Source organism: Promicromonospora sp. Populi (genome assembly GCF_041081105.1).
In the GTDB taxonomy this organism is placed as follows: domain Bacteria; phylum Actinomycetota; class Actinomycetes; order Actinomycetales; family Cellulomonadaceae; genus Promicromonospora.
In genome coordinates this window covers 1513197-1526751 of sequence record NZ_CP163528.1, presented here as the reverse complement: position 1 = coordinate 1526751, position 13555 = coordinate 1513197, and the positions used below count along the sequence as shown (strand labels likewise).

The window sequence follows — 13555 nt, the reverse complement described above, 5'->3', positions numbered from 1 at the left end:
CGGTGAGCCGCACCACCAGCCTTGGACGAAGGGTTCGGCGCGGGTACCTGTGGCTGCTGGCCCCTGCCCTCGTCTTCATGGGGGTGTTCTTCGCCTACCCCTTGGGCTACGGCGTTGTCATGAGCGTCTCGGACTTCACCGCCGCCACGTTCATCAGCGGCGACGCCCCGTTCGTCGGCTTCGACAACTTCGCGGCAGTAATGTCCTCGCCGTTGTTCCTCGTAGCGCTCCGGAACACCCTGCTCGTCACCGTGTGCTCGCTCGCGGGACAGCTCGCCGGAGGTATGGCGCTCGCCCTGTACTTCGAGCGGCGGTTCCCTGGCCACACCTGGATGCCGTCGGTGATCTTGGTGTCCTGGCTGATCCCGCTGGTCATCACCGCCACGACCTGGAGGTGGATCCTGCAGGAGAACGGCGCCCTCAACCAGGTGCTGGGCCTGGTCGGGATCGACGGCCCCGCATGGCTCTCCGACCCGTCGCTGGCCATCTGGGCCGTCATCGGGGTGAACATCTGGGCCGGGCTCCCGTTCACCGCGACCATCCTGTCGTCGAGCCTGCGTGGTGTTCCGCTCGAGCTGCACGAGGCCGCGGTGCTCGACGGAGCCGGCTACTGGCGGCGCGTGCGGTCCATCACCCTGCCGCAGCTCCGTCCGGTGATATCGGTCCTGGTCGTGCTAGGGATCGTCGGTACGCTCAAGCTGCTCGACCTCGTTCTCGTCCTTACCGGAGGCGGGCCCGCGAACTCCACGCAGACCTTCGCGATGCTCAGTTACATCCGCTCGTTCCGGGAGTTCGACTTCGGAGCGGGTGCGGCCCTGGGCAACATCCTGCTCGTGATCACCGTCGTCTTCGCCGTCGTGTATGCGCGCGGCATCCGAGGGGAGCAGCGAGGATGAGCGTGCTGAACACCGCGAACCCCCGGCGCGCGTGGCTCTGGACACTGGGTGGGGTCGCCATCCTGGTGGTCTTCCTGTTTCCCGTGTACTGGATGGTCTCGGCCTCGCTGCAGCCGGACGTCGACTCGGTCAGCGTGTCGTGGTTCCCGGCCCCGGCCGACCTCGGCAGCTATGAGCGTGCCTGGAGCACGCTCCTGCCCGGCCTGCGGAACTCGATCATCGTGAGCCTGGGCACCGTCGCCGTCACACTGCTCGTCTCGGTACCCGCAGCGTTCGCACTCAGCCGCCTCGACGGGCGCGTCGTGAACTTTTCCCTGCTGGCGATCCTCGTGGCGCAGATGGTCCCGAGCATCACGCTGCTGAACGCGCTCTACGCGATGTTCTCGGCGCTCGGCATCCTCAACACGTATCTGGCGATGATCCTGGCCAACTCGACGTCCGCCATCCCCCTGGCGATCATCGTCCTGCGGTCGTTCATGGTGTCGCTCGACTCCGAGGTCCTCGAGGCAGCGACCATCGACGGCGCCACGCTGTGGCAGCGCATCACGCGGATCGTGCTGCCGCTCAGCCGGAACGCCGTCATCACGGCCTCCGTCTTCGCGTTCATCTTCACCTGGGGTGACCTGCTGTTCGGCCTGATCCTCACGACGCAGAGCAGCATGCAGCCGGTGGTGCTCTCGGTGTACCGCCTGCTCGACCAGCCCACCATCGACTGGTCGACCGTGATGGCCGCGTCCTTCCTGACGAGCCTGCCGGCCATCGCGCTGCTCGTCTTCTCCCTGCGTTACGTGCAGGCCGGCATCGGCGCCGGCGCAGGCAAGTGAACGATGCGAGCAAACGATATGGAGCCTGCGATGCCCCCTGACCTAGGACGTCCGCTCTGGTCGGAACCGGAAGAGCCGTACCTCGCGTTCCCCAAGGTGACGTTGCACGACCACCTCGACGGTTCGCTGCGCCCCGACACGATGCTCGACCTCGCCGACGCGCAGGGCGTGACCCTGCCGTACGACGACGGCGCGGTGCTCGGCGACTGGATGGCGCGCGTCATCAGTGATCCACCCGAGCCGTACCCCCACTACCGGTTCGCCGTCACGACATCGCTGATGCAGGACGCCGACAGCATCGTCCGCGTGGCCCGGGAGTGGGTCCGCGAGGTTGCCGCGGACGGCGTGCTGTACGGGGAGGTGCGCTGGGCTCCGGAGAAGCACACCGCCGGCGGGCTCAGCATGGCGGACGCCGTCGATGCGGTGGCCGAAGGGCTGAGGCAGGGCGAGGAGGACGTTGCGGCAGCGGGCGGCATGATCATGGCGCGACAGCTCCTGTGCGGTATGCGCGAGACCAGGCTCAGCTCACGGGTTGCGGACCTGACCATCGAGAAGTTCGGCAGCAGTGTCGTGGGCTTCGACATCGCGGGGCCCGAGGAAGGCTGGTCGATCCTCGATCACCTGGACGCGTGTCTGAAGCTCGAACGGGCCGGCGTTCCCTTCACGATCCACACCGGTGAGAGCGACGGCCTGCGTAGCATCGGCGACACCCTGAATCACGCCCGCGCACTGCGCCTCGGCCACGGCGTGCGCATCATCGAGGACGTGTCGCTCAACGGCGTCCCGCTGGACGTGCGCACGTGCGTGCACGACGTCGCGGCCGCCCGCGCAGCCGGGCGCGCTGAGCTGACGGTAGGGCGCATCGCGCGATCGGTGATCGACCTCGGCGTCCCCCTGGAGGTGTGCCTGACTTCGAACGCCCGCCACGTCGTCGACGACAGGCAGAACCATCCGGTGGACCTGCTGTACGAGCTGGGATTCGCGGTGACGATCAATCCCGACAACCGCATGATGTCGCGCACCTCGATCTCGTCGGAGATGCGTCACCTGCACGAGCTCTTCGGCTGGGACGTGTCCCAGCTGGCGAAGGCCGAGCGGGTGGCCGTCGATGCTGCATTTCTCGGCGAGGCGGAGCGTGCCGCGCTGCGCACCCGGGTCGAGGCGGGGATCGCTGCGGTGACCGTCCCCGCCCACCGCACGTCTGAGACGTGAGAGCGCCGGGCCGGCGCGGACTCGAGCAGAGCCTCAGCAGGACTCAGAATCCCGTGGGCAGGTGGGGGACGTACCGCTCCTCAAGCCGCTTGATCTCGTCGTCGCTGAGCGAGAGTCCCTCGGCGGCGACGGCGTCGGCGACGTGTCCGGGCTTGGTGGCGCCAAAGATCGGCGCGGTGACGGCGGGCTGGTGCAGGATCCACGCCAGGGCGACCTGCGCCCGCGAGACCTCGCGTTCGCCGGCGATCTCCGCGACGGCGTCGGCTACCTTGCGGTCCGCGTCGTCCGTCTGCCCGTACAGCGTGGGCGCGAAGCGATCGGTCTCGCTGCGATCGGTGGAAGCGTCCCAGTCCCTGGTGAGCTTGCCTCGAGCGAGCGGGCTCCACGGCAGGACGCCGATGCCCTGATCGACGCAGTAGGGATGCATCTCCCGTTCCTCCTCCCGCTGGATCAGGTTGTACTGGTCCTGCATCGAGATGAACCGGGTCCACCCGTTGAGGTCGGCGGCGTGCTGGGCCGTGACGAACTGCCACGTCCACATCGAGGAAGCCCCGATGTAGCGGACCTTGCCGGCGCGGACGACGTCATGCAGGGCCTGCATGGTCTCCTCGATCGGAGTCGCCGGGTCGTGCCGGTGGATCTGGTACAGGTCGACGTAGTCGGTGCCGAGCCGGCGCAGGCTGTTGTCGATCTGGGTCATGATCGCGCCACGCGACAGCCCGGCCCCGTTGGTGCCGGGTCCCATCTGGCCGTTCACCTTGGTCGTGATGACCACCTCGTCGCGCTTGGCCAGCTCCCCGAGCAGCTTCCCGGTGACCTCTTCGCTGCTTCCAAGGCCGTAGACGTTGGCGGTGTCGAAGGTGGTGATGTCGGCCTCGATCGCCTCGCGAAAGAACGGCCGGGCGTCGTCCAGGCCGAGGGTCCATCCGCCGTTGTTCGCTCGCGGTGTGCCGTAGCTCATGCAGCCCAGGATGATCCGGGACACCTTGAGGCCGCTCTGGCCCACGTTCACATATTCCATGGCGCTTCTCCCACGTCGGCTCGACTCGACACGTCTCAGTCGGACGGTACGGGACGTCGTCGGTGCATGCTGCTCAGCCGGCGCCGGGCGGCGCGTCGAGCACGGTGGGCACGTACTCAAGGAGCTGGAGCCGGCCGTCGAACGTGTGGTGCTCGACCAGGTCGAGCTTGACGTCGGGATACCCGTCGAAGATGCGCTCCTTGCCGGTGGCACCCGTGATGACCGGGAAGACCACCACCCGGAACCGGTCCACCAGGCCGGCCTTGAGCAGCGACCGGGACAGGCTGACGCTGCCGATGGTGCGCAGGGGCCGCGAGGAGCGCTGCTTCAGGTCGCGCACGGCCTCGACGGCGTCCCCGCTGACCAGCTCGGTGTTGGCCCACGAAAGTGGTGCCTTCAGTGTGGAGGAGAACACCACCTTGGGCACTGCGGCCATCGCGGCGAAGCCAGGATCGTCGGGCATCTGCGCGGCGAACTCGCACATCAGCCGGTATGTCGTCGCACCCATGAGCATGGTGTGCTCATTCTCGGGTCCATCGCTGACCCGAGCCAGGTACTCGGGCCCCTCCATGCCCCAGTAGCCGGGCCAGCCGTCTGCGGCCCCGTAGCCGTCGAGCGAGATGATGAAGTCGATCATGAGGCTTGGCATTTCGTCTCTCCTTGAGCTCGGGATATGCCGTGCCAGTGCTGACGGAACACGGGGTGGAGACTCATCGGCGGCGGGCGGCGGGCGGCGGGCGGCACGCGCTGCGCCGCCGCCCGATGGCTACTTGGCCGAGTAGTGGTCGATGCTCATCACCAGGATCACGCGGTCGGCGCTGTCCGCGGGCGGCTGCTGGTCGGCCTTGCCGTAGCGCTTGCCCAGGTGCACGTAGTACTCGCCGGTCGGGTCCGGGATCACCTCGATCAGCTTGCCGCGGACCTCGATGTACCGGAACACGCTCTCGGGGTGGGGGACCAGGAGGCTCATCGCCGGGTTCTGCTGCAGGTTGCGGTACTTGGCGCGTGTGGTGGTGTGTGTGAAGCGCAGCGTCTTGCCGTCGAACTCGAACCACATCGGGTTCACCTGGACGGTATCGTCCGGGCGGATCGTGCCGAGGTACGCGTAGGTCGGCGCCTCCAGGAGGTGGATCAGATGGTCGGGGATGATATCTGTAGCACTCATAACCCAGAACATAACCCGGCTCCGGCCCGACGGCGGCCGATCGCCGCGCCGGTCGACGTCGGGTGAAAGTGCCCGCAACGATGCAATTTAATCTCTGGCCGGTTAGATCCGGTTTGGGTCTTGTGGGTGAAATGTTGGGAGGCTTACTCTCGGCCCGCGAGACGGTGAGCGACGGTGCTCCGTCCTTGCCGAGCAGGGCTCGCGACCTGCGGGCCCCTCACCCCAGGAGGATGCAATGGGATCCATTCGCACCACGCTCCGCACGGGCTCCGCGAGACGGGGCCGGCTGATCGCGCTCGCAGCAGGGCTCGGGGTCGCGGTATCCACCCTGGCCGGGCCTGCGGCTACTGCCGCGCCCGACGAGGTGATCGCCGCCGAGCTGGCCACGGTGCACGCCGCCGTCGGTGCGGCCGACGTCGTGGGTGTCGCCTGGTACACCGACCGGGCCAGCGGCAAGGTGGTCGTCACCGCCGACTCCACCGTCTCTGCCGCCGAGCTCGACACGGTCCGCAAGGCGGCCGGCGAGGACGCCGACGCCCTGACCATCAGGCGCGCGCCGGGCGAGTTCCGGCCGCTGCTCGGCTCGGGCGACCCCATCTACGGTTCGGGGTACCGCTGCTCGGTGGGCTTCAACGTCCGCAGCGGCAGCACGTACTACCTCATCACCGCCGGGCACTGCGGCAACTCGGTCCCCAACTGGTACACGGACTCGGCGCAGACCACGCTGGTCGGTCCCACCGTCGCCTCCAGCTTCCCCGGCAACGACTACGCGCTCGTCCGGTACGACAACCCGGCAGTGAGCCACCCGGGTGGGTACACCGCCGGGAACGCCTATGTCGGCCAGCGGGTCACCCGGGACGGCTCCACCACGGGTGTGCACACCGGCACCGTCACGGCACTGAACGTCACCATCAACTACGCGCAGGGCGCCGTCGGCGGCATGATCCAGACCAATGTCTGCGCGGAGCCCGGCGACTCGGGCGGTGCGCTGTACAGCGGCTCGATCGCCCTCGGCATTACCTCCGGCGGTAGTGGCAACTGCTCCTCGGGTGGCACCACGTTCTACCAGCCAGTCACCGAGGCGCTCAGCGCCTACGGCGTCTCCATCTACTGACGATCGACCGCACCTGACCTGCGCGGGCGGTGTCGCCGGACGGTTTCGGCGGGGCCGCCCGTGCTGTGTCTGGGCTGAGTTTGGGGCGGGCTCGGGGCGGCTGGGCGCGGCCCAGGTGGCGGGGCCTTTTCGATTGGACCGGCACGCCGTTTGTGAACTACTCTTCCGGAGCGTCACCACGGGGGCCCGAGAGGGTTCACGCTGGCCGTAGCGCGGATGTAGCTCAGTGGTAGAGCATCACCTTGCCAAGGTGAGGGTCGCGGGTTCAAGTCCCGTCATCCGCTCGAAACCCGCTTTTGGGTGGGGAGCACGGTGGGTTGGCCGAGAGGCGAGGCAGCGGCCTGCAAAGCCGTACACACGGGTTCGAATCCCGTACCCACCTCGGGCGATTGGCGCAGCGGTAGCGCGCTTCCCTGACACGGAAGAGGTCACTGGTTCGATCCCAGTATCGCCCACCAGCAAAGTAAGGCCCTCTGGCTAGCGGAAACGCTGGTCAGGGGGTCTTTTGCGTGTCTGGTGCTGGTGGACTGGTGAGGACAGGAGGAGCCTGTTTGGACTCCTGCGGCCCAAACTCGCGGGTTACACCCAACACGAGTTCGGCGACTGGGGTGCATGAGCATAGTTGGGGGTAGGGGTGTCTTTGGCGAACGAACCGTCACACAGTGATACCGAGCTTTCCGAAGGAGAACGGGAAGCTCTTGTTAGAAGGATGCTCATCGCGCGGCGATCAGCCGGTGTAGGAATAGCGGTGGCCGTGCTACTCATCATCGCGGCGAGCTTCCTCGAGCACGGAGGCTTCGCGGCGATCCTCGCCCAGGTCGCAATCGGCGGCTTCCTGGTGGCTTGGGCCGGCGTCGTCCTCGCGACGCATCCGTTCTTGCTCTTACCGCGCCGTTATGGTCGATGGTTGCGCACTATCCCGCCTTACGAACCCGAGACGTTCTGGGGCCAATCTCTCCAACGCCTCGTCTCATGGTCAGGAGCGTGCCTTGCACTCATCCTGGGAAGCATCGTCGGGGCGGAACTTGGCACTCAACAGACACCGGGTCAGCTCGCCGACGCCGCATGGGAGTGGGCAGGGCTCCTCCTGCTCGGCGGCTTCGTGTACGTGTGGTGGACCAGGTTTCTCGTCGAACTGGCCGACACCCACCGACGAGCACTCAGGCACGGCGAGCTACCCACGCATGCGGCGAGCGGTAACTCGGTCTGGCTGCTCTTCACCACGGTCTGGCTGCTCGGGTTCATCGCGACGACTGTGGCAGTAGTTGCCGCGCCCTACGCATGGCAAGCACTTCTGCGGTTGACAGGGTTGGCCGAGGTCCTGCCCTAGTCGTACAGCCGGCGTACACCGATGAACGCCGTGCGTGGCGGTCTCGCTCGACCGGCCCGTACGCTGCCGATCAGTGAGCACTGAGCCGAGCAATTCGACACCCAGCACGCCGGCGCCAGTGACCTCTGCACAGACCTCTGCGACACCGAGCAAGTCGACGCAGTGGGAGATCCTGGGCGAGCGGCTGGTGGACGACACTCGCCGGGCGAGCGTGAGTATCGCGAGCGGGCGGCTGCCTGACGGCGTCGAGTTCGAGCAGTGGGTGCTGCGAGTGCCAGCCGCGATCATGGTCCTGATGCTGGACAACCGGGACCGCGTCCTGATGATGTGGCGGCACCGGTTCATCATCGACTCCTGGGTTTGGGAGCTGCCTGGCGGCTACCTCGACGCGAACGAGGGACCCCAGGCCGCTGCTTTCCGCGAGGCCGAGGAGGAGACCGGGTGGCGGCCCACCGAGGTCCGCGAGTATCTGCGGTTCCAGCCGATGGTCGGCACCGTGGACCAGCCCAACATCATCTACCTCGCCCGCGGTGGGCACGACACCGGTGCTGCACCGGACATCAACGAGGCGCAGGAGATCCGGTGGATCCCGCTCGCGGAGATCCCGAGTCTGATCGAGTCCGGGCAGATCGTCGGTGCGGCGTCGGTGACCGGGTTGATGAAGGTGCTCCTGGACCGCGCCGAAGGCCGGCTCTGACAGGGTCAGCCGGGCAGACTCTCGTCCTGGCCGGACTCGGCCAGGGTTACGCCGCCTACTCCCCAGTTCGCGCGTGGGATCGCCTGGATGACCACCCGGATCGTGTCGGGCTTCATTTGCATAACCCGGGCGTATGTCTCGGTGAGTTCTGCTACGAGCTGTCGCTTCGTTTCGTCGTCACGCGGCGACGCGTTCAGGACCTGGATCAGGGGCATGATTCACATCTCACCACGCCCAATGTGGCTGGAGGACCACCGCAGCCTTCTACGGCACCGGTACCGCTAACACTTCACGAGACGCTTGCCGACACCGGAGTGCAATGCACAGTCGCAACCAGATCAGTAACCTCACTAGGTCATTCCCGAAGACCAGATCTACCCGCCGATCCTTGAAGCGCTGGGAGCAACGAATGTCTGACGCCGTCACCGAAGCCAAGCCCGCCATCGCCGCAGCGATCATCGTCCAGGACGGCAAACTGCTCCTGGTCCAGCGTCGCGTTTCTGAGGGCTCGTTGTCCTGGCAGTTTCCCGCCGGCGCTGTCGAGGCCGGCGAGACGTTCGAGGATGCCGCGGTGCGGGAGACAGTCGAAGAAGCCGGGCTCACGGTCGAGGCCGTGAAGATGCTCGGCGAGCGCGTGCACCCCAACACAGGGCGGCTCATGGGCTACGTCGCGTGTGAAGTCAAGAGCGGCACCGCCTACGTCGCCGATACCGAAGAACTTGCCGACCTCGCGTGGGCCACGCCGGACAAGTTCAGCGACTACGTGCCCTACGGCTTCGCACCAATGGTGCAGGACTACCTCGCAACGGCGCTCTGACGCAGGAACGGAACAGCTCCCGCCGAACGCAGAAGCAAGCGTGGAGACCGGCGCCCGGGAGGGGTCCCGGAGTGCCAGGACCACTATGTTCGGACGAATTCAATGAGCGTTCCGACCGGGAGGGCGGCCATGGAACATGCAGGCGCGCGTCGACGCCGTGCCATGGAACAAGAGCGGGCAGCCGCCCCGGTTCCGCCAGATCGTCCTGTGGCTGCCCTTGCAGCCAAGGTCCGCGACACCTACCGCGTGGGCTCGGACAGCTGGGACGGTAACGCTGCTGGCGTCTACCGCGAGTTGACCAAGCGGAGGTTATGGAGGTCGCCTCAGACAGGGCCAAAGACTGCAGTCTGGATTCTTGAGCGGTCCCTTGCCGACTTCCGGTGGGACGTTGCCTTCTGGTCAGCTGAGCAAGGCGGCAGGCGTTCACGATCCGTCCGTGAGGCGGTAGCCGCCATCGACTGGACGGGATGGATGGGCGTGAATCCGGCCGATGGCGTCAGCGGTTTCCACCCGTACATCCACCTGATGGCTGCACTCAAGGTTCTCAGCGAGCAACCGCGTCCTGAGTCGACCGAAACCCTCACGAGTCTGCTCGAGTACTGGCTCGCCCTCGCTGAGCATCGGGCAAGGATCAGGAGCAACGAAGTCGCTCTCTTGGAAGCGCTCGTCAGGTGCTACCAGGCCACACCGGCGACGACTCATTCCCGAGCGCTCATCGGCTTTGCGCACGACGGTGTGACGTGCAAGGTGACCGACTCCAAGAATGTGCCAACTTACGTAGAAGGCGACATCACGTACGTGACGCCCGTGTCTCTCGACCGGGGTGCCTACGACTTGAGCGCTCTGGCGCGAGCGGCTACGAGGCGTTAGCCGGCATCGTGGACCAGCCCAACATCGCCTACCTCGCCCGCGGCGGGCAGGACAGCGGTGCTGCCCCGGAATGTCGGTGCGACAAGGGTGCGTCGGTACCGCGTCCGCCGTGCGCTACAGATCAGTTGATGCTTTGGGTTCGATGGGAAAGGTACGAGAGCCCGCGCTCCAGCGGGCTCGCACCGGACTCGGAGCGTGAACGATGCAGACCCAGACCAGACCCCCAGGCCGCGAGTCGTTGCACGGCATGTTCGTCGCCCTCATCGAGATCCTGGAGACCCTCGGCGAGGAGCGCGTGGCCGGCCTGACGATCCTGCGTCAGCTCGCCGTCGCTGTCGAGTCTGCGTCGGGTGTTGCCAAGCTGCGGGTCTGGCACGGGTCCGGCGCCGATCTCGCCGGAGCCGAGATCCATTCCGCTATCGCTCGGGCCTGGGTCCGCCACGCACCGATCCCCGCCGCCGACGGCGGCGTCACGATGTTGGACCTCACCGATGCCGCCGACCTGGCTGGTCTCTCGTACCCGACCACGGATCTAGGGCTGCGTGCCCGCTGGACCAGGAGCGATCCCGCCGCCGGCGCGACCCTCTACGAGCTGCCGCTTTGGCGGCGGGGATGAACTCGCGTCTGGACGTCCCGATCTGGATGCGGACCTGCCACGCACCGCTCTCGGTAGGATCGTGGCCCAGGTCGTACGGCAACTCTGCGGCAGCCGTGCCGCGCTGCTCGCACTGATGGGGTACTGCTCGGCAAGCGCTTGATGAATGTACCGCCCTTGGAGTCCTCGACGGCGAACTGGGCGAAGGGTGCACGCGGGCATGGCCCGACTGTTACCCCGGTGATGGCCCTACGAAATCTTACGCACCTGGTAGTCATATCGTTCTTGGATATGATCCTCCTTCACCTTCCCATTGCGAGCTTGGCGGAGGAAGGTGAGCAGGTCCTTCTCTGTTAGCATAAGGACGAGGCCCTTACTATCGCTGTGAATTCGGCCCGCGTGTGCGTGATAGCCAGGACGGACCTCTCCGCGGAAGGCCACTATGACGAACCTGCCGCCAGCATCCGACATGTAGTACGACGTCTGGTGGAAGTCATCCGCTGAAAGCTCGTCATAGTTCTTGCATTCCCAAACCACTTGCGTCGCCCCGTACCGTGTGCGAATCAGTTCCCAGAAGCCAGTTCTGGCACGGTTTGATGCCACCCAGTCTCGCACGACCTTTCCATCGTGGGTGCGATTCTTGGGTTCGATGTTGTCGAGAGATCTGAAAAAGCATAGCCGAATCACGTCCCCAACGATCTCCTCAAAATCACCAGCCCCGGTAACGCCGCGGGGGAGTTCTTTAAGCGCTTCGGTGATTAGGTCTAGATGGTCGACGTATTCGGCTGCGCTTACGCCTCCGGGAAGGTTTCGCACGAGACCGACCCGCCCGAATTCGAGATCCTCGTCCAGTACACTCACAAGAATATCTTGTAAATCAAGGGCGTCCCAATAGCAAGGATGTATTGCGATATCTGTGCTATCAGAGACTGGAGGGGGACTCGTGTCCTGAGGGCCCAAGGTTCGGAATCGAGCGGCACCAGCCTGAGATCGCAGACCGGCGAAGCCGATGTTGTAAAGCAATCTTACAAACTTCTCCGGAGCGGCCATCTCGAATATCCAGGGTCCGCACACTCGGGTCAGTTCGCCATCCCCGAGCAACTTGCGCGTGAATGCCTCAATTCCGCTGAGAGTAAAGACGCGGCCGAGGTTGTAGAACCGTCTGATTACCTCGTCGAGGCGTGGGTAATTTTCGGCGTACTCGTCGCCGAGGTCCCGTAGCCGGTTATCTGAAAAGCGCCGCCGAGCGTTTCGGACGTCCTCAAGGAGGATCCGGCTATTACCTGCTGCCTGAGCGCTTTCGGCAGCATGGCTGAGATAAATCAGGACATCGCGGGGGCGTCGTTGGCAGTACTCCATTACGTCGGCCCAGGCTTCTTTCGGATCTTCAAAGTAGGCGTTCCAAGTAGCACCACTGAGTGGAAGTTTGGCGGTCAGAGTCCGATTCAGTCTCCGCTCGACCAGTTCTAGGAGCTGGCGCTCGTTCCACTCCATAGCAACAATCGCCGTTTCTAACCGGGACGATTCGGGATCCCCTGCACGGACGCGCTCGAAGATATTCTCCCTTAGGAACAGGATCGTGCGAGCCCAAGGTATTTGCGCGGAGATCTCCTGACATGCATGCATGAACGCGGTTAGGTATATGAGCCCTTCATCGGTGCCTTCCCAGTAGTCGTCAATCGAATCAATCAGAAGCGTATGGACAGCCTGGGCCGACCCCATGGTTTTCATTTGATCTGCTATGAGCTTTGCGGCCTTATTCTCCTGCAGCCATCGCTCTTCATCGTCGCGCAGGAGTGGCTCAGTCACTCGTCGGATGGCGAGTAACGCGCGTGAGTCAAAGTCAAGCGCTCCTAACTCGTCCACCTCGTCCAGAACAGAGCGGGGTACCTCTGTTCTTGCGGGATGTGATTCGAGGTACATAAGTAAGAGTTCTACTTGTAATACCCGGCGGAAAGCGGAGACAAGTGACTGGAATGGTTTGCGGCGAGTGTTGTACTGTCCTGCCTCTTGCGCTATCGTCGAGGATGGGCTGGAGATCTCTGGGGTGATAATGCGAACATTTCCAGAGCTCTCTCCGCAGTAGCGGCGAATCGCCGTTTTGCCAGTCCCTCGGCGGCCTACAAAGAAGACCTTGCCGCTTTGCGGGTCCTGTGCCGCTGCGAGGGCGGGCGTGTGCACGTAGACAGTTTCATCATCGAGTGCCCCGTCGTATTCCGCAAATGACTGACCGATATTGATCCGTCGGACTGCGTCTCTCGGTAGGCGTGTCTCAGCAGGTTTCGCAGGGCTTGGAGTCGTGGACTGAGTTGCTCGCTTCTTTGCGTCTCGCGCCATTCGATCTCCCTCAGTGCACGCCCGTCGTGTACCCGAGGGCGGGCTTGGTGACCAAGTCCATGAGACTAGAGAGTGCAGTGCAGTTTTTGCCAGGGCCACGTGGGGTGAATCTGTGGGGCCTCTGGAATAGGGATGCCGGATCCGGAGTGTCGCCAACCTGGGGCCTGAGCCGTAGCATGGAGCCCGGACGCCGTCGCACCCGCGTCGTCGTCCCCGGCTTGTGGCAGCACCATCTGCATAGCCCGCCGTCCTGCGAAGGCCCCAGTCCCACTGGGTCCCACGCTCGGCTCAGAGACCACGCCGTCGCTGGTGAGAGCAGGTACTGGAACAGTTTCGATCCCAGTATCGCCCACCAGCAAGTAAGGCCCTTTGGGCTGCGGAGACGCAGGTCAGGGGGCCTTTGCGTGTCTGGTGCGTCCCGGATTCCGACTCAGACGTTGAGCCTCACCGATTCCGCCGAGCTGAACGAGGGGCCTTCGGCTGGTTGATGGTGCGCTCGACAGCGAGGGCGAAAGCCCTATCGGCCGACGCAGCCGACGACTTCGTCCGCCTGGCCACCCTGCCTGACGACGGCCCTACCGGTCGGCTCTACCACAACGACCACGCGATCGACTGGTAGAGCCACCTCTCCACCGACCGAGACACAACACGGCACACGAGCGCACCGAGGTGCAAGA

At 65.1% G+C, this 13555-nt stretch carries 14 protein-coding genes and 3 tRNA genes; 12 read left to right on the top strand and 5 right to left on the bottom strand.

The features are described 5' to 3' along the window. The first annotated feature begins 2 nt into the window (after positions 1-2). The 3 genes from AB1046_RS06820 to AB1046_RS06810 are packed head-to-tail and all read left to right on the top strand — an operon-like array spanning position 3 to position 2932. A complete protein-coding gene (locus AB1046_RS06820; protein ID WP_369373660.1) occupies positions 3-896 on the top strand; it encodes a carbohydrate ABC transporter permease in 894 nt (297 codons plus the stop codon). Continuing rightward, a complete protein-coding gene (locus AB1046_RS06815; RefSeq protein ID WP_369373658.1) occupies positions 893-1720 on the top strand; it encodes a carbohydrate ABC transporter permease in 828 nt (275 codons plus the stop codon). The genes AB1046_RS06820 and AB1046_RS06815 overlap by 4 nt, the downstream gene beginning before the upstream one ends. Before the next feature lie 30 nt (positions 1721-1750). Continuing rightward, positions 1751-2932, top strand: a complete 1182-nt coding sequence (locus AB1046_RS06810; RefSeq protein WP_369373656.1) for an adenosine deaminase — start codon at positions 1751-1753, stop codon at positions 2930-2932. 43 nt (positions 2933-2975) lie between these two features. Here AB1046_RS06810 and AB1046_RS06805 read toward each other — a convergent pair whose 3' ends face one another. The 3 genes from AB1046_RS06805 to AB1046_RS06795 all read right to left on the bottom strand — a co-directional run bounded on the left by AB1046_RS06805 (position 2976) and on the right by AB1046_RS06795 (position 5118). Continuing rightward, positions 2976-3953 carry an aldo/keto reductase gene (locus AB1046_RS06805; protein WP_369373654.1) on the bottom strand — a complete coding sequence of 326 codons (978 nt, stop codon included), beginning with the start codon at positions 3951-3953 and terminating at the stop codon, positions 2976-2978. Between the two features lie 73 nt (positions 3954-4026). Beyond that, positions 4027-4602 carry a dihydrofolate reductase family protein gene (locus AB1046_RS06800; protein ID WP_369373652.1) on the bottom strand — a complete coding sequence of 192 codons (576 nt, stop codon included), beginning with the start codon at positions 4600-4602 and terminating at the stop codon, positions 4027-4029. A gap of 117 nt (positions 4603-4719) precedes the next feature. Continuing rightward, positions 4720-5118 (bottom strand): PPOX class F420-dependent oxidoreductase, encoded by a 399-nt coding sequence (locus AB1046_RS06795; RefSeq protein ID WP_369373650.1) that lies wholly within the window; start codon positions 5116-5118, stop codon positions 4720-4722. A gap of 235 nt (positions 5119-5353) precedes the next feature. Here AB1046_RS06795 and AB1046_RS06790 point away from each other — a divergent pair, with 235 nt between their 5' ends. The 6 genes from AB1046_RS06790 to AB1046_RS06765 all read left to right on the top strand — a co-directional run bounded on the left by AB1046_RS06790 (position 5354) and on the right by AB1046_RS06765 (position 8259). Next, complete coding sequence (locus AB1046_RS06790; RefSeq protein ID WP_369373648.1) at positions 5354-6232, top strand: S1 family peptidase; 879 nt, start codon at positions 5354-5356, stop codon at positions 6230-6232. A gap of 212 nt (positions 6233-6444) precedes the next feature. Continuing rightward, positions 6445-6516: transfer RNA gene (locus tag AB1046_RS06785), tRNA-Gly, on the top strand. A 27-nt stretch (positions 6517-6543) separates the two neighbouring features. Next, a tRNA-Cys gene (locus AB1046_RS06780) sits at positions 6544-6614 on the top strand. 1 nt (position 6615) lies between these two features. Beyond that, positions 6616-6690: transfer RNA gene (locus AB1046_RS06775), tRNA-Val, on the top strand. Between the two features lie 290 nt (positions 6691-6980). Beyond that, positions 6981-7562 (top strand): hypothetical protein, encoded by a 582-nt coding sequence (locus tag AB1046_RS06770; protein WP_369373646.1) that lies wholly within the window; start codon positions 6981-6983, stop codon positions 7560-7562. 118 nt (positions 7563-7680) lie between these two features. Then, positions 7681-8259, top strand: coding sequence for an NUDIX domain-containing protein (locus AB1046_RS06765; protein ID WP_369373644.1), 579 nt, complete (start codon positions 7681-7683; stop codon positions 8257-8259). 5 nt (positions 8260-8264) lie between these two features. Here AB1046_RS06765 and AB1046_RS06760 read toward each other — a convergent pair whose 3' ends face one another. After that, the gene (locus AB1046_RS06760) at positions 8265-8474 is read right to left on the bottom strand and encodes a 4-oxalocrotonate tautomerase family protein (RefSeq protein ID WP_369373642.1); all 210 of its coding nucleotides are present in this window, start codon (positions 8472-8474) and stop codon (positions 8265-8267) included. A gap of 194 nt (positions 8475-8668) precedes the next feature. On the opposite strand from AB1046_RS06760, the gene AB1046_RS06755 reads away from it, so the two are divergent. The 3 genes from AB1046_RS06755 (at position 8669) to AB1046_RS06745 (ending at position 10562) form a co-directional block, all read left to right on the top strand. Next, positions 8669-9076, top strand: a complete 408-nt coding sequence (locus AB1046_RS06755) for an NUDIX hydrolase (protein WP_369373640.1) — start codon at positions 8669-8671, stop codon at positions 9074-9076. A 207-nt stretch (positions 9077-9283) separates the two neighbouring features. Further along, entirely contained in the window at positions 9284-9946 is a 663-nt protein-coding gene (locus tag AB1046_RS06750) for a hypothetical protein (protein ID WP_369373638.1), read from the top strand. Positions 9947-10148: 202 nt separating this feature from the next. Continuing rightward, entirely contained in the window at positions 10149-10562 is a 414-nt protein-coding gene (locus AB1046_RS06745; protein ID WP_369373636.1) for a hypothetical protein, read from the top strand. Between the two features lie 228 nt (positions 10563-10790). Here AB1046_RS06745 and AB1046_RS06740 read toward each other — a convergent pair whose 3' ends face one another. Continuing rightward, positions 10791-12722: a hypothetical protein gene (locus tag AB1046_RS06740; protein ID WP_369373634.1), complete on the bottom strand. Its 1932-nt coding sequence runs from the start codon at positions 12720-12722 to the stop codon at positions 10791-10793. Positions 12723-13555 lie beyond the last annotated feature (833 nt).